This window comes from Vibrio stylophorae, from assembly GCF_921293875.1.
In the GTDB taxonomy this organism is placed as follows: domain Bacteria; phylum Pseudomonadota; class Gammaproteobacteria; order Enterobacterales; family Vibrionaceae; genus Vibrio_A; species Vibrio_A stylophorae.
This window is the reverse complement of sequence record NZ_CAKLDI010000001.1, coordinates 1,768,818-1,784,880: the sequence shown is the minus strand read 5'-3', so window position 1 is coordinate 1,784,880 and position 16,063 is coordinate 1,768,818. Positions and strand designations below refer to the sequence as shown.

General features: G+C 48.2%; 13 protein-coding genes. 8 read left to right on the top strand and 5 right to left on the bottom strand.

Going from position 1 to position 16,063, the window contains the following annotated elements; translation table 11 throughout:
* Positions 1–62: 62 nt before the first annotated feature.
* The gene (locus L9P36_RS08215; RefSeq protein ID WP_237466218.1) at positions 63–2,066 is read right to left on the bottom strand and encodes a methyl-accepting chemotaxis protein; all 2,004 of its coding nucleotides are present in this window, start codon (positions 2,064–2,066) and stop codon (positions 63–65) included.
* 345 nt (positions 2,067–2,411) lie between these two features.
* Here L9P36_RS08215 and hinT point away from each other — a divergent pair, with 345 nt between their 5' ends.
* The 8 genes from hinT (at position 2,412) to L9P36_RS08175 (ending at position 9,250) form a co-directional block, all read left to right on the top strand.
* On the top strand, positions 2,412–2,762 hold the full coding sequence (gene hinT, locus L9P36_RS08210) for a purine nucleoside phosphoramidase (protein WP_237466217.1): 351 nt from the start codon (positions 2,412–2,414) through the stop codon (positions 2,760–2,762).
* A 52-nt stretch (positions 2,763–2,814) separates the two neighbouring features.
* Positions 2,815–4,176, top strand: coding sequence for a COG3014 family protein (locus tag L9P36_RS08205; protein WP_237466216.1), 1,362 nt, complete (start codon positions 2,815–2,817; stop codon positions 4,174–4,176).
* Entirely contained in the window at positions 4,176–4,559 is a 384-nt protein-coding gene (locus L9P36_RS08200; RefSeq protein WP_237466215.1) for a YcfL family putative periplasmic lipoprotein, read from the top strand. The genes L9P36_RS08205 and L9P36_RS08200 overlap by 1 nt, the downstream gene beginning before the upstream one ends.
* A gap of 25 nt (positions 4,560–4,584) precedes the next feature.
* A complete protein-coding gene (lpoB, locus tag L9P36_RS08195; protein ID WP_237466214.1) occupies positions 4,585–5,175 on the top strand; it encodes a penicillin-binding protein activator LpoB in 591 nt (196 codons plus the stop codon).
* A gap of 15 nt (positions 5,176–5,190) precedes the next feature.
* Positions 5,191–6,045, top strand: coding sequence for a phosphotransferase (locus L9P36_RS08190; RefSeq protein ID WP_237466213.1), 855 nt, complete (start codon positions 5,191–5,193; stop codon positions 6,043–6,045).
* Positions 6,046–6,192: 147 nt separating this feature from the next.
* Positions 6,193–6,732 carry an alpha/beta hydrolase YcfP gene (gene ycfP, locus L9P36_RS08185; RefSeq protein WP_237466212.1) on the top strand — a complete coding sequence of 180 codons (540 nt, stop codon included), beginning with the start codon at positions 6,193–6,195 and terminating at the stop codon, positions 6,730–6,732.
* 295 nt (positions 6,733–7,027) lie between these two features.
* Positions 7,028–8,317: an NAD(P)/FAD-dependent oxidoreductase gene (locus L9P36_RS08180; RefSeq protein WP_237466211.1), complete on the top strand. Its 1,290-nt coding sequence runs from the start codon at positions 7,028–7,030 to the stop codon at positions 8,315–8,317.
* Positions 8,318–8,437: 120 nt separating this feature from the next.
* Entirely contained in the window at positions 8,438–9,250 is an 813-nt protein-coding gene (locus tag L9P36_RS08175) for a thioredoxin domain-containing protein (protein ID WP_237466210.1), read from the top strand.
* A 137-nt stretch (positions 9,251–9,387) separates the two neighbouring features.
* On the opposite strand, the gene L9P36_RS08170 is transcribed toward L9P36_RS08175, so the two are convergent.
* The 4 genes from L9P36_RS08170 to L9P36_RS08155 form a co-directional block, all read right to left on the bottom strand.
* Positions 9,388–10,812 carry an aspartate kinase gene (locus L9P36_RS08170; protein WP_237467894.1) on the bottom strand — a complete coding sequence of 475 codons (1,425 nt, stop codon included), beginning with the start codon at positions 10,810–10,812 and terminating at the stop codon, positions 9,388–9,390.
* 338 nt (positions 10,813–11,150) lie between these two features.
* Entirely contained in the window at positions 11,151–11,876 is a 726-nt protein-coding gene (locus L9P36_RS08165) for a peptidoglycan binding protein CsiV (protein WP_237466209.1), read from the bottom strand.
* Positions 11,877–11,947: 71 nt separating this feature from the next.
* Entirely contained in the window at positions 11,948–15,424 is a 3,477-nt protein-coding gene (gene mfd, locus L9P36_RS08160; RefSeq protein ID WP_237466208.1) for a transcription-repair coupling factor, read from the bottom strand.
* A gap of 29 nt (positions 15,425–15,453) precedes the next feature.
* Entirely contained in the window at positions 15,454–16,056 is a 603-nt protein-coding gene (locus L9P36_RS08155; protein WP_237466207.1) for a PilZ domain-containing protein, read from the bottom strand.
* Between the last annotated feature and the right edge of the window lie 7 nt (positions 16,057–16,063).

Here is a 16,063-nt window from a genome sequence, read left to right as displayed (position 1 = left end):
AAAAGCGCTGAAATTCAGCGCTTTTTCATTAAGGAATGTGGCTTCAATTGAAGTCGAACGTATTACACCGTAAAGCGATGAACGATCTCATTTTGCTCTTGTGCTTGATGATCCAACATATCACTGGCTTTAGCGACGTGCTCCATGGCATCAAAGCTTTGGTCGGCAATCAGCGAGATTTCATTGAGGTTGCTGGCAATCTCGGCACTGGTTCGGCGCTGCTCATCAGCAGAGTGCGCGATATTGCTGCTCATTTCGCTGATGTGCAAAATAATCGCTTGAATCTCTTCCATGGCGCTATTGGCTTCAGAAGCTTGAATCACACTATTTTCCATCTCAGCCAAACAGGTTTGGATCACCGTAACTGCTTGCTCAGAAGAGTTTTGCAGGCTATCAATCATGCCCTCAATTTCGCTGGTGGACTCGGTGGTTTTTTGCGCTAAAACGCGCACTTCATCTGCGACCACAGCAAAGCCACGACCTTGCTCGCCAGCACGCGCCGCTTCAATGGCTGCGTTGAGAGCAAGCAAATTGGTTTGGTCAGCAATGCCGCGAATCACATCCAGAATCGAGCCAATATTGGTGCTCATGGCCTGTACTTTGGCGACCACATGCGCAGATTCGTCCAAACGCTCTGAAAGCTGGTGGGTGGTGGTGATATTACTGCTCATCACTTCACGCCCCGTAGCAGTTGCAGATTCCACCTCTTGTACCTTGGTCATGGATTGACGCGCAGCATCGGCAACCATCTGAACGGATTGTTCCATTTGCGTCATAGCCGTCGCTACTGCGGCGGTTTGCTGGCGCTGCTCATTGAGCTGGCCCTTGGCTTTCTCTGTCGTTGCTTGGTTTTCTGTGGCCACATTTGCCAAACGCTCAGAGGCATGGAGCAGATCGCGCAGTACATTTTGTAGCTGCTCAGCCAGCGCATTGATGTGGCGGCTAATGCGCCCGAACTCATTGTTGTTTTCAATGGTAATGCGGTGCGTCATATCGCCATCTGCCATATGTTCAAGCGAGTTCAAAATGGCTTTGAGTGGCGTGCGAATCAAAATTGATAGGTAGTAACCAATCGCTGCGGCGCAGCCCGTGACCAAAAGGCCGATGAAAATCGCAGTCATCACAGCCTTGCTATAGGCTTGGTCTGCTTGGATGACGGCGCTATCCATCATCTGATTGGCTTCTTGGTTAAAGGTGTCGAGCAGGCTCATCACTTTTTCCACATCACCAGCAAGTACGGCGATATTGGCGTAAAGGTCACGACGCGCCTCAAGGTAATTCAAGTGTTGATCCAGTACCCCACCTTTTTTACCAATGGCTTGGCTAAAGGCGACGATCATCGGGTCAAATTGCTCTTTGAGCGCAGGCGCACGATTGGCAATGCCGCGAAATGCATAGGTCAAATGGGTCACTGCACGGCGGTTACCGTTAAAGGCTTTTTTCACCAGCGCGATATCGCTGCTGGCCAATGCATCAGAGGTGATGGTTTCTGTGTCATTGAGTTTGGCAAAATAGCTTGCAGAGATATTTTGAATCACGACGTCATCATAGCTATCAACCACTTCACGCATGCCATTGTAAAGTTCTGCATAAAGACGCTGGAATTTACGGTTACTGATGCGCCCTTGATCCTGAGCGGCAAGCATGGTGCGATAGTTGCCCATGGCCACTTTGGCTTGCTCGAAATAGCTGGATTCTAGCTGGCGAATCACCTGCACTTGTGCGCTTAAGGTTGGATTCGTCTTTGATTGCTTCGCCAGTTCATTGATCGCCACAGTAAAGCTTTGATGGCGATTAGCAAATCGCTTCGATGCTTGATCCATGCGATTGGTGTCAACACTGGTGAGGTAGTCTTTAAACTCTTTGTCTGCAGCGAGAAGTCGCACACTGACTTGGTTCGATAGGGTAACCAGCGGCAAGGCTTGCTGACTGACATCATCCAATTTGCTTTGGATTTGTTGGGTTCCCCGCAACATCAAAAACACAGTGGTGACAAATAGCAGTACAAGCAAGGCAAAGCCGGCATACATTCGGTGTAATATCGACGCATGACGTTGTTTTTTCATAGTGTTATTCCAAGCAGATGAAGCACGAGCGCTTGTTCTTATCCTTGTTATCGGTCACCGACTGAGGAGATTGAGTTTTGTTTCGTCGTTACCGAATCGTTTCCTTTAATTTTTGAACCAAGTTAACACTTATTCAGTCTTGGTCTGACCTCCATCATAAAAGTAATGCGAAGCCAAACGAAAGAAATTCACAGCGCCGAGCTTCGTTTCTATGATCGCAATAGCAAAATAGAATTAGTTTTGATTGTGAAAAAAAACGTTTCATAATCAGAAAGTATGATGAATACAGGCCAAAGAGAATTTGTATTCATTTGGGGAGTTAAGCAACTAGTGTCAGAGGAATGTATGGCAGAAGAAACTATTTTCAGCAAAATTATTCGTGGTGAAATTCCAGCAGATATTCGTTACCAAGATGATTTGGTGACCGCCTTTCGTGATATTTCACCGCAAGCGCCAACGCATTTACTGATTATTCCCAATGTATTGATTCCCACAGTGAATGATGTTGAGGAGTCGCATGAGCTTGCGTTGGGTCGTCTTTTTACTGTGGCGCGTAAATTAGCGGCGGAAGAGGGGATCGCTGAAGATGGTTATCGTTTGATCATGAACTGTAATCAACACGGTGGCCAAGAAGTGTTCCACATTCACATGCACCTGCTTGGTGGTGAGCCCATTGGTCCGCTTCGCGCGAAGTAATTTCCTGCGCCGAAATGCGCAAGCTAAAAGAAGTCGTCGCTGTCTATGGTTGATGCTGGCGGCTTTTCTGACAGGTTGCGCAGGGCTTTCTGCGCATAACCTGTTTAGCCACTATAGTCAGGCGATGCAGCCGGCGCGCCAAGCCATTTTGTATCAGTCACCGCAAGCGGCATATGCATTGCTGCCTGATCAACCTGCGGGCCCCATGCTGGGCGATTTTGAGCAGGGACGCGTGGCACTGCAAGCGGGTGATTTAGATCTCAGTTTTACCGCCTTTAACCAAGCTGCGGCGCTTTTGAGTACGTGGCGTCAAGAAGCCAAATATCAGCTCAGTGAAGGGGCCAATACGCTGGGCTCTTTGCTGACCAATGACAATATGCGCAGTTATCAGCCCGCTGATTATGAGCAGGTGATGGTGCACTACTATTTAATGTTGCATTACTTACAAGCGCGAGACCTACAAGGTGCATTGGTTGAGGTGCGCCGCGCAAATTTACGCCAAGATTACGCCAAACGAATGCGTGCAGCGGAACTTCAAGCCGCGCAAAAAGAGGCCAATCAGCAAGGATTGTCGATGAATGTTGGGGCGCTTCTAGCACGTTATCCTGACAGCCAATCCCTGAGTGCCGTACAAAATGGCGCGGTGTTTTATTTATCGGCGTTGCTTTATCAAGCCGCCGGTCAGCTCGATGATGCTTATATTGACTTGCAGCGTGCACTCGCTGTTGCGCCAAACAATAAAATGCTGGCGGCGCAAGCGATGGTGCTGGCTAAGCGTCTTCATCGACAAGATGATTTACGTTTGCTAGAACAACGTTATGGTCAAGCGCCAAGGTGGTCATCGACGCAAGGGCAGTTGGTGGTTTTGGATGAGCAAGGTTTGGTGGCTGCGCCGCATCCATGGCAGCTGCCACTCGCGATTTATGATAGTCAGGGCTATGGTGCTATCTATCAGCTGACCTTACCCTATTATCCCAATGCGCAAGGACCTTTGCCTCAAGGCGAAGTATTACTCAACCAGCATCGCTTAGCGCTATCACCCTTGGTGAGTTTGAGCAAAATGGCGGTGCAGCAGCTAAGTGAGGCGATGCCAGGTATTGTGCTGCGCCAAGCACTGCGCATTTATGCCAAAGATCAGCTGCGCCGCGTTGCCAGTGATGAGGGCGAAGAAGTTGGTAATTTACTCGCCAATATCTTTAACGTATTGACGGATCAAGCAGATACTCGCAGCTGGCAAACCTTGCCTGATCAAATCGGCATGAGTGTGGTGGCGCTTGATCCCGGCATGCATACGCTGGCTTGGCAAGGGTATTCTATTTCAGTTGAGATAAAACCGGGACAGCGCACGCTGGTCTGGTTGTCTCGACAAGGGCAATCATTACAATATTGGCAAGGCCAATTAGGAGAGTTTTGATGCGATATTTAGTTTTGATTGGTGCGCTGCTACTGACGGGGTGCATGAATACAACCACAGGTGTGGCCATGGATAGTCGTGCGCAAAGTGTGCTGATTAGTAACCCACAACTGGCGCAAACCCTACATTTGGATTTTGCGAAAAAAGTGCGCGTGAATGATCTATTACAAGCGCAAGTGACCATCGTGAGTGATTGTGCCGATACGCAAAATTTGCAATACCGCTTCTATTGGTATGATGAAAATAACCTTGAGGTTTTGCCGGGGGATTCACCATGGCGTCATGTGGTGCTCTATGGCCAGGACACGATTACAATTCAAGGGATGGCGCCACGCGCAGATGCAACGCAATATCGCATCTATATTCGTCCGTTAGAGCAATAATCTGATTTTGATAGAAGGAAAAACGATGAAAAAGTCTCTGATCTGTTTGGTCGCGGCGACGACATTACTCGGTGGTTGTAGCCAGCAAATTCAGTACGGCGATGCGCAAAGTGTGGAAACGACCACCATCGCTTTTGGTTCCACCGATTTGCAAAAAATGGCCATGGAGATGACCGATAGCCTGTTGTCATCGCCTGCGATTGGTGAGCTGACGGCGGGTAAGCGTCCGATTATCTTTGTTGAAAGTATCAACAATAAAACCAGTGAGCATATTGATACGGAGTCGGTGACCGACTCGATTAGCACGCGCTTGCTGAGCTCAGGTAAATTCCGTTTTGTTGATATGGAGCGCGTAGAAGCGGTTCGCAAACAGCTGGATTTTCAAAATAACGATCAGCTCGTGAATAAGAGCACAGCGATACAATTTGGTCGCATGGTTGGCGCTGAGTATATGCTTTATGGCAACTTGTCGAGCATCGTCAAAGAAAATGGCGACAATCAGGACGTGTATTACAAATTGACCATGCGCTTGATGGACTTGGAAACAGGGATCATTGAATGGGCGGATGAAACTGAAATTCGTAAAACGGCGTCTCGCCAGATTTTTGGTCTTTAAATCAAGATGGTTCAATTGCCGCATACGTGGCCAGAGCAGCTGCGGCTGAGTGGCCATGTAACCCCGCTTACGGCGGGAACCAGTGGCCAAAGTTATCGCCTGCGCAGTCGCGCAGGCGATTTTGTTTGGTATCAGGCAAGACGTGATTTTAGCGCGGATGTTTTTGCGCTCAATGCGCGGCGTCAAGGATTGATGCAGGCGAAAGCAGCGCAATTGGGCCTTGCAATGAAGCCGCAATGGTTTGGCCTTCAGGGCGTGTTAACGCCATGGCTAAGTGGCGCGCATCCATCACAGGTGCAAAGCGCCATCGCCTTGCCAACATTGCTGGTACGTTTGCATCAAAGTGCTTGGCGTCCTGCGTTGAAACGTGATTTGGCATGGCAGGTGACACGCTATGAGCAAGCGCTTAGTTCGCCTCAATTTCAAGCGCATTTTTCAACTGCGCAATCTCAGCTGATGGCATTGGCGCAACGCAGTCGAAGTAAAGGTTGGCCATTCGGCCTTGGCGACGCATTTTGTCATTTAGATGCTGGCCCACATAATTTAATTGTGGGCGCTGATGCAATATGCGGCGATGGCGTGTGCTTAATTGATTGGGAATATGCCGCAACTGCTGATATCGCCATGGAGCTGGCCATGGCGTATCGCGCGCATGGTGAATGTGGCATGGAATTTTTAAAGCAGTATCAACGCCTTTCTCATTTATCAAATACAGCGCTAAGACGCGTCTTTGCTTTTGTGCCTTGGGTCGATTATATCGCGCTGCTTTGGGCATGGATTCAATGGCCTGGGCAACTGCCGCTATGGGGACAAGCGATGCAGCAACAATTGCTCGCCGATGGTTTTGAGCCGCCGACCTTGAAAATATGAAAACTAGCGGATGCATCGCAGAAATAGGTATTCGGGCTGAGTTTTAGAACAAGGCGTGGGCAAGTTCACGCTCTGATGGATTCGGGATGCGGAGCGGCTGTCGGTGCGCTATAACCAAAGCAAAGATCATCAGATAGGGGCGTAATTATGATTATCTATCTTCATGGCTTTGACTCCACCAGTCCCGGAAACCATGAGAAAGTTCTTCAGCTTCAATTTATCGATGCCGACGTGCGTTTTGTAAATTACAGTACACTGCATCCCAAACATGATATGCAGCACTTGCTCAAAGAAGTGCAACGTTTGATTGATGGTAGTGATGATCCCATGCCACTGATCTGTGGGGTGGGGCTTGGCGGCTATTGGTCTGAGCGTGTCGGTTTCTTGTGTGGGATTAAGCAGGTGCTGTTTAATCCCAACTTGCACCCTGAGCACAATATGGAAGGCAAAATAGATCGCCCTGAAGAGTATCTCGATATCTCTACGAAATGCGTGACTGATTTTCGACAAAAGAATCGCGCGCGATGCCTGTGCTTTTTGTCATCAAAAGATGAAGCGCTCAATAGTCAGTCAAGTTTTGATGAATTGTCACCCTATTACGATATTGTCTGGGATCAGAAAGAGAGTCATAAATTCAAAAAAATCGCCCATCACTTGCAGCAAATTAAAGCATTCAAAGCCAGCTAAATGACACTGTCATGTATCGCCGATGCATTTATTTGTCTGATAAATATCAATTATCCATAAAAATCACAGGGTTTATTCCTGTGATTTTCTTCTTTTCAGCGCATTCTTTTCTTTCACAAATGCTATCAAATTGTGACTTGCACAGGGGAAAGTGCGGGTTATAATGCGAATAAATTGATCTGGCGCAATTTTTATTAAAATTTCAGAACGCAATGCGATAACAATTTGTCAAACAAAAGACATTGCGCGCGTCCAGATTCAGCCAAATTTAATAAGAACTTAAGAGGAAGTGTGTGTGACTCGTATTATTGTTGTAGGTGGCGGTGCAGGTGGTCTTGAGCTTGCAACCAAACTAGGCGATACCCTAGGGAAGAAAAAACGCGCAAAAATCACTTTGGTGGATCGTAAATCAAGCCATCTTTGGAAGCCGTTATTGCACGAAGTCGCAACCGGCTCTTTGGATGCAGGCGTTGATGCGATCAGCTACCGTGCCCATGGCTGTAATCACCATTTTGACTTTCAATTGGGTAGCCTTTCACAAATCAACCGTGAAGATAAATCCATTACCTTAGCGGCGATCACCGATGAAGAAGGTGAGCTATTGGTGCCTGAGCGTGAGCTGGGTTATGACTATTTAGTGATGGCGATTGGCTCAACATCCAATGATTTTGGCACCAAAGGGGTGAAGGATCATTGCATCTTCCTAGATAGCCCTGAGCAGGCTGACCGTTTCCGCACGGAAATGAATAACGAATTTTTGAAACTGCACGCTAAAAATGGCGATGGTAAAGTGAATATTGCCATTGTTGGCGCTGGCGCGACGGGTGTTGAGCTGTCTGCTGAGCTGCACAATGCGATTAAAGCACTGCATGGCTATGGTTTTGCAGATTTGGATAGCACCAAGCTCAATGTGACCTTGGTGGAAGCGGGTGAGCGTATTTTACCGGCATTGCCACCGCGTATTTCTGGCGCTGCGCATCAAGAATTGGTCAAATTAGGCGTCAATGTTCGCACCGCAACCATGGTAACAGAAGCCACAGCGTCAGGTCTTTACACCAAAGATGGTGATTTTATTGAAGCTGACATCATGGTTTGGGCTGCAGGGATTAAAGCACCTGATTTCTTGAAAGATATTGCAGGCCTTGAAACCAACCGTATCAACCAGTTGGTGGTTAAATCAACGCTGCAAACCAGCCGTGATGATGCTATTTTTGTGATTGGTGATTGCGCGCAGTGTGAGCAGCCGGACGGCTCGATGGTACCGCCTCGCGCGCAAGCAGCGCACCAAATGGCAAGTCGTTGCTACCGTAACTTGATTGCATTGCAAAGTGGTCGTGAGCTCAAACCATATCTCTACAAAGACCATGGTTCTTTGGTTTCCCTCAGTCGTTTTTCTACCGTGGGTAGCTTGATGGGTAACCTGACCGGTGGCTCGATGATGGTTGAAGGGCGTATGGCGCGTGTCGTGTATATCTCTTTATATCGTATGCACCAAATGGCGCTGCATGGCACCGTAAAAACCGGACTGATGATTTTGGTGGGCCGAATTAACCGATTATTACGTCCATCCTTGAAATTACATTAATTGAATGCATGATTTCAGTGAAAATGCGGCCTAGATTCAGGGCCGCATTTTATTTTGCCCTTGGCACCAGCCTAAAAAGCGCTACACTGATGGGCATTCTTAGTGAAGGTAGTATTTGTTATGTTGAAAAAAAGTGTACTTGCGCTAATGCTTGCAGCGGTGATTACTGGCTGTGATGCGAAAGATGCAACTGAAACAACCCAACCAGCGGCGACCCCTGTAGCATCTCAATCTACAGAGCAACCTGCAACGCCGTCGGAGCAATCTGCTACAAAGATTGGGCAACCAGCAGCGACATTGACTATCGAAGCCGGCAAGCAATATCAAAAAATGGAACAAACCATCGCCAATGCACCACAGGTGATGGAAGTATTTAGTTATGGTTGCGGCCATTGTCGCCAAATGGACAAGCTGCTGCCTGAATTGAATGAGGCATTGGGCCAAGACGTGGTTCAAGAGCATATCGTTTACGATGATGGTACTGCGAGCCTTGCCGTTCTTTACTACACCGGTGTGATTCAGCTACCGAAAGAAAAATTGCATGCTTATAACGAAGCTATCTTTAGCTTGTTGCATGACAACCACGATATGACTCAGCAACAAAGCACCGATAAGCTTGCGGCAATCTATAGCCAATTTGGTATTTTGGCGCCGGATCAATTGGATGAGCAGCAAGTTGAGAAAGTGTCTAAACACATTCAGCACGCGGCACAAATCACCAAAGAAGCACGTGTACAAGGTGTCCCATCTTTTTACGTGAACGGTGAGTACCAGCTATTGGCGGGTGGTCATAACAGCCTTGAAGGTATGATTGATTCCATCGAACAAATGGTTCAATTGCCACACCAAAATAAAGCGCCAGCACAAGATGCCGTTGTCGAAGTGATTGAAGCGCAAACGCCTGCAGTGAGTGATGCAAGCGCCAGCAAATAATCATTTCAAGATGTCAGAGTTGTTGTTTAAATCGGCTTGATGACCATCACATATTAAAAAAGCGCCCTTGGGCGCTTTTTGTTGCATACGTTTGTTGCATCGAATTGGTGGTGTGATGCTTTGACTTGCCGCAAGCTTTAAGCCACTTTGACGGATTGCAAGCAAACAGGGGTTTGTTCCATTAAAGCTTGATGCAGCGTGCGGATAGTCGCATCGTAGTCTTTATCCGCGACCACAAATTGAACATCCACATTACGCAGTGGTGTATGCATGGCTTGCGGTAAAATACCTTGCTGATTGAGGGCGATGATGGCGTTGTACAAAATGCTGTTTTGATCGATTTGCGCACCGATCACCGAAATCAAAGCGACCATTTCTGCGCTGATATGCCCTAGCGGAAACAGTGCTTCGACTTTTTTTAGCACCTTCTTTTGCGCCTTTTCATGCCCCGACAAATAATAGGTCATGGAGTTGGCATTCATCTCTTTACCCACTACTTGTACGCGCTCTTGGCGAATAATCTCAATAATTTGATAACTAATATTATCGATTTTGCCGACCATGGTTTGATCGAAAATATGCAGCGCACAAATGTGATTTTTACCGGCGATGATATCAACCTTATCTTGTGTCGGTTGGTAGCTTTGGGTAATACGGGTACCGGCATGCTCGGGTTCAAAGGTATTTTTGATTACCAAATTGATCCCCGCCTTGCGAAGCCCTGCTGCCGCATTGGGATGGATCGCCTCCATGCCAAGGTTTGCCAGCTGATCGGCAACATCATAATTGGTGTGGCCAATTGGGCTGACCGCATCCGCACCGACAATACCGGGATCGGCGGAACTCAGGTGATATTCCTTGTGGATCACCGCCTCTTTGGCGCCAGTGAGCACGGCAAGACGGCTAAAGGTCATCTCGCTATAACCGCGATCATAGGTTTGCATGAGCCCCTCATCACAAGAGACATAGCCGGTGACAATTGGTAGCTCTTGGCTCAAATCGATATCTGCCATGGCTTGTGTGAGCACCTCATCAAGATTACCACTTCGCTCTGAATCCCAACCTGAGAGGTCAACAAAACGCGCGTTTACCTTGTGTAGGGATAGCAAAAGGGCGGTATTAAAGGCGCTATGGGCTTCGCCAATAGATGAGAGAAACTCGCGAATTTGCGGCAGATAACCTGCCAGTGAAAATTGTCGAAACTGGCAAGTGTCGAGAATATTTTGAATGCAGCTTTGCGCTTTTTCGAGTCGCTCAATAATAAAGTGATCGGCTTGTCGACGCGCCATGGGATCGCTAAACATATCATGGTTGATCAGCAGCATGCGGTCTTTGAGTTGCGCTAATTGTTGTTGCCACTGTGGATCATGGTCTGCCACCGCTTGGTAGATGCCAGGTTTGCCTGTTTTTTTACACTCCAGTAGGCCGTTAGTAATACCGGAATAAGCAGAAACAACGAAGATACGTTGATAGAGCGACTGCGGATAGAAAATAATATTATCTAAAACTTCATTAAAAGATGACATCGAGGTTCCACCGATTTTTTCTACGGTGTGCATAATATTCTCCCTAGTAATCATTGAAGTGAATGGGGGATGGTGCTGCATCGGCAGCTTTTCGGAGAGGGGAAGCGTGCACTGAAACGGTGTGAATGATGGGGTTTGTATTCCTTGCACTGAACAAAATTAGGTCCAACTCCTTTGGCCTTGATGAACGCAAAATGTTTCGTGTTCAAATTAAAAATCGAGCAAATGTTATGCAATTCAATGCTTGATGTCAAATTGCGCGGTATTGGAAGATTTGAACACAAATCTTTTTTGTCTTGTGTGTCTATTCGTTCGGTAAATGAAAGGCATAAAAAAACCGCTCACTGAGCGGTTTTTTTATCTTGGCGGGTGGACTAGTCTAATTTACGAACGTAAATCAGCATGCCCATCAATGGATGATCGAGATAATGAATTTCACCACTACCCATTTTACGTAGCTGCTGCATCCGGAAGGTTTTTAGGAAACTCTCGACTTCCACTTGTTTTTCAATTTGCTGAAGCTGACCGACCACAACGGCATCACTTTCAGTACCATCTTCTACCGCTTCTACGGGTTGCTCGATATCGGCACCAATCACGACTTCACGCTGACCCGGTTTGCGCAAATCTAAATTCACCTTGGTGAATAGATAGTGTTGCACATAAACCTGTAGGGTGCCTTCTAGCTCATAGAGCGGGGTGGTACTGACCACTTGCCCTGGCTCAATCGGTGTGCCGTCTGGATTAAATTGGCTGGCAAAATTTTGACCGGCTTGAATATGGAAGACAGGTGCGCGGCGACTGCTCCAATCGCCTTGACGCCATGCCGCATGGAATAGTGGGGTAAAACCTGCATGGTTTTGCAGCGCTTCATATTGACGCTTGAGTCGATAGCTTGAAGAAGGAAGCTTACGAACACCAGTGAAATCGGCATAGACCTTGGTATCGGTGTAATCGATGGCAGGCAGTTTGTCTGGCCATGATTCATTGATGGTTTCAGGTGCTACGTTGCGTTTAAAGATAATCACTTCGATGTCGAACTGACGTGCCATGGTCGGAAAGCTGACCATCACCATCAGTAAAAAGACTAGCTTCTTCATAAAGCTCCAACTTCTTTTGTCTTAATAGCCCACAGGGCTGTCCATAATATGTCGCGAAACGGCAAGTGCCACTATGCCGCGAGTGTGTTGTCACGTAATTGCGTGAGCAGTCCAGTTACAAATTGAATGCGTTCGCGACGATCACTTAAGGGGAACATAAACTTAAGTTTGGTCGGTCCATCAAAACCATAATGGGTTGGCTGCGTTTGTAACAGGTTGACCATAAAGGCAGGGTCGATTCTAGCATTGCTATCAAACTCAATAAAGCCGCCTTTTTCACCTGCTTCTAATCGTTTCACTAGAATTTGTGAAGCGGCTAACCGAATTTGGTTTACGGTGAGCAAGTTTTCAGCTGATTCAGGTAATAATCCAAATCTATCAATGAGTTCCACCTTCATCTCGTGAAGATCCTCGCGCGATTTTGCGCTGGCGATGCGTTTATACAAAGATAAACGGGTGTTCACATCACCAATGTAATCATCGGGAAGTAGCGCGGGAATGCGCAGCTCCACTTCGGTTTGCTCACGCAATAGATCGTCTAATGCAGGCTCTTTACCCTCTTTGAGCGCCTCAACGGCTTGCTCAAGCATCTCCATATACAAGGTAAAGCCCACGGATTGGATTTGGCCGCTTTGCTCATCGCCAAGCAGCTCGCCAGCGCCGCGAATCTCAAGGTCGTGGGTTGCCAAGGTAAAGCCTGCGCCTAGATCTTCGAGTGAGGAAATGGCCTCAAGACGTTTGGCTGCATCTTTGGTCATCGCTTTTGGATGTGGCGTGAGCAAATAAGCATAGGCTTGGTGGTGGGAGCGCCCAACGCGGCCACGAAGCTGGTGAAGCTGGGCCAAACCTAGGTTGTCGGCGCGATCCATAATGATAGTGTTGGCACTTGGAATATCAATCCCCGTTTCAATGATGGTGGTACACACCAACACATTAAAGCGCTGATGATAAAAATCACTCATCACGCGTTCAAGCTCGCGCTCAGGCATTTGCCCATGGGCGATAGTGATCCGCGCCTCAGGCAGCAAGGTGGCTAAATCATCAGCGGCTTTTTCAATGGTTTCGACTTGATTGTGAAGAAAATAAACCTGACCGCCGCGCATAATTTCACGCAAAATCGCCTCGCGCACCGTGGCATCATCCCGTTGACGGACAAAGGTTTTAATCGCCAAACGTCGAGCCGGTGGGGTGGCGATAATGGAAAGATCGCGCATACCACTCATGGCCATATTGAGGGTGCGGGGAATGGGCGTTGCGGTGAGGGTCAAAATGTCCACATCGGCGCGCATCGCTTTCACTTTCTCTTTTTGTCGAACACCAAAACGGTGCTCCTCATCGACAATCAGCAAACCAAGGTCACGAAAGGCAATTTGGCTTTGTAGCAGCTTATGGGTGCCAATCAGGATATCGACTTTGCCGGCTTCGGCATCGGCCAAAATCTGTTTCTGCTCTTTGGCTGATTTAAAGCGCGAGAGTACTTCGACGCGAATGGGTAAATTAGCGAAGCGATCGCGAAAGTTCTCAAAATGCTGCTGGGCAAGCAAGGTGGTAGGGACTAACACCGCCACTTGTTTACTGTTATCGGTGGCAACAAACGCAGCGCGCATGGCCACTTCTGTTTTACCAAAGCCCACATCACCACAGACCAAGCGATCCATGGCTTTGGCTTGGCACATATCAGAGAGCACCATGTTGATCGCCAGTGCTTGGTCATGGGTCTCCTCAAAGGGGAAGCTGGCGCAAAAATCAGCGTAGCTATCGCGATTGAGTTTAAATTGAAAACCGGGTTTCACCGCGCGTTTGGCGTAGACATCGAGCAGCTCTGCGGCCACATCGCGCACTTTCTCTGCTGCGCGTTTACGCGCTTTTTGCCAAGCTTCACCGCCGAGTTTATGCAGCGGCGCGCTTTCCTCACTACCACCTGAGTAGCGGCTAATTAGATTGAGCGAGGCCACAGGCACATAGAGTTTTGCACCATCGCGATATTCAAGGGTGACATATTCGGTGGCCATGCCGCCTGTATTGAGCGTTTGCAAGCCAAGATAGCGGCCAATGCCATGGTCAAGGTGGACGACCAACTGACCGATACTGAGTTCAGCGAGATTGCGGATCACCGCATCTTGGTTAATTTGCTGTTTTTGCTCGCGGCGACGCTGCTGAATAACGCGCTCGCCCAATAAATTGGCTTCACAAATGAGAGCCAACTGTCCGCCTTCAAGCTGCTCATTGTGGCAGATGAAGCCTTGCTCTGTGGCACCAATGATCAGCTGTACACGCTCTTTGCTCGTGAGTGCATCGCGCAGGTGCGGTTGTTCAATTGGACGTAATTTAATTCGTGCCAATAGTTCAAGTAGGGCTTCACGTCGGCCTTGTGACTCAACGCTAAAGATAATTTTGCCTGGAAACTGCTCGATAAACTGACGCAGCGGCTCCAATGGCGATTTGGCCTGATGATTGATCAACAGTTCGGGTAGCGGCGTAATGGCAAGATTGGCACGTCCCGCTTTGTTTGGTTCACTTTCTGCACGAAGGCGCAATTGCGCATAGGGTTTGAGGGCTGCAAACAGTGCATCTTCAGTGAGCCAGAGCTCGCTTGGCGCCAGTAGTGGGCGTAGTGGGTCGATACGACGTTGCTCATAGCGGTGCTGGGTGTCTTGCCAAAATTGCTGAATGGGCGTTTGCAGCTCGCCAACAGGCACCAATAAGCTATTTTCTGGTAGGTAGTCAAAGAGGGTTTCGGTTTGTTCAAAAAATAGCGGTAGCCAATATTCAATCCCAGCAGGCCAAGTGCCTTTGCTCACCTGTTGATAGACAGACTCCGGTTCACGGCGCGCTTCAAAACGCTCACGCCAACGGCCGCGAAAGGCTTCAATGGCTTCATCATCGGTGGGAAATTCATGGGCAGGAAGCAAACGAATTTCGCTCATTTCACCGTCAGAGCGCTGGGTTTCTGGGTCAAAAGGGCGAATGGAGTCGATTTCATCATCGAAAAAATCGATGCGAATGGGGAGGCCCGCGCCCATGGGGAAAAGGTCGATGATAGAACCGCGGGTGGCAAATTCACCATGCTCCATCACTTGATCAACATGGCGATAACCCGCTTGGGTCAGTTGATGCTTGAGCTGGTCTTGATCCCGTTTGTCATTTTTAGCCAGCAGTAGCGCATGCTGATGCAGGTAACTTTGCGGTGTTACGCGTTGCATTAAGGTAGTCACAGGCAGTACTAAGATACCGCGTGTTTGCGCAGGTAGTTGATACAGGGTAGCAAGGCGCTCTGAAATGATATCTTGGTGCGGCGAAAAATTATCGTAGGGCAAGGTTTCCCAATCGGGAAAGTGCAATACATCGGCATCAAAATGGCTGAGTTCATGGCGCAGCTTTTGTGCTTGTTGGCTGTCGGGGGCAACCACCACTACGGGGCCTTGATGTTGGCGACTGGCTTGATAAATCGCCAATGCAAGCGCGCCATTTTGCGCTTGGCCAACATAGCGGTGCTCGCCAGCTTTGCTTGGCAGTTCAAAATGAAATAGAGAGAAAGACAAACTCATAACAGTGGGGGTCGCTTCTTTGTTTTTGTTTATTTGTGATTGGACAGTTCGCTGTGTTCGTTGAGCTGTCTATGTTGACTGCGTTGGCGCAGTAATTGTTGCTGGTGATAGAGCGCGCCGCGGATCAGTTTGTCACGATCTTGCTCTTGTAGCAGGGTATAGCGAATGGTCGCAATGGTTTCATTTTGCTCGTTTTGATCCAGTGCTACCACTTGGCCATAGCAATAGACCGCACTTGCAGGATGCTGCAAAAAGATCCACAACTTACAGTATTGATTGAGCGTCAAATTGGGTGGGCAAATCAGGGTCATTTGGCTGGCGCCAAAAGTTTGGGTTTGATAGCGCTTTTGTGGGTCATCTTGCTGACTGAGAATGTAGGTCAGCAGTAAATCAAGCTTTTGTTGTTGTGCATTGAGATAGTCAAGTAAGGCCGGTGCCTGAGCGCCAAGACCAAGCTCGCTGAGCTGTTTGACTGCGCGTTCATCAATTAAGGTAAATTCATTGGCAGTGCGAAAGGGCGCTGGAATCTCTTGCTCAAATTGCACCGGATCAGGCAGTGAGGCGTCGATGGTGAGCGGCTCAAGGTTGATGGTTAAGCCGTGATGTACGGAGAAATATTCTGTGTGTTCCATAACGCCC

Coding starts and splice junctions, on each gene's coding strand:
- L9P36_RS08205 (WP_237466216.1), top strand. CDS start 2,815: ATGCTGGCGGCTTTTCTGACAGGTTGCGCAGGGCTTTCTGCGCATAAC.
- lpoB (WP_237466214.1), top strand. CDS start 4,585: ATGAAAAAGTCTCTGATCTGTTTGGTCGCGGCGACGACATTACTCGGT.
- ycfP (WP_237466212.1), top strand. CDS start 6,193: ATGATTATCTATCTTCATGGCTTTGACTCCACCAGTCCCGGAAACCAT.
- L9P36_RS08215 (WP_237466218.1), bottom strand. CDS start 2,066: ATGAAAAAACAACGTCATGCGTCGATATTACACCGAATGTATGCCGGC.
- L9P36_RS08155 (WP_237466207.1), bottom strand. CDS start 16,056: ATGGAACACACAGAATATTTCTCCGTACATCACGGCTTAACCATCAAC.
- L9P36_RS08175 (WP_237466210.1), top strand. CDS start 8,438: ATGTTGAAAAAAAGTGTACTTGCGCTAATGCTTGCAGCGGTGATTACT.
- hinT (WP_237466217.1), top strand. CDS start 2,412: ATGGCAGAAGAAACTATTTTCAGCAAAATTATTCGTGGTGAAATTCCA.
- L9P36_RS08165 (WP_237466209.1), bottom strand. CDS start 11,876: ATGAAGAAGCTAGTCTTTTTACTGATGGTGATGGTCAGCTTTCCGACC.
- mfd (WP_237466208.1), bottom strand. CDS start 15,424: ATGAGTTTGTCTTTCTCTCTATTTCATTTTGAACTGCCAAGCAAAGCT.
- L9P36_RS08200 (WP_237466215.1), top strand. CDS start 4,176: ATGCGATATTTAGTTTTGATTGGTGCGCTGCTACTGACGGGGTGCATG.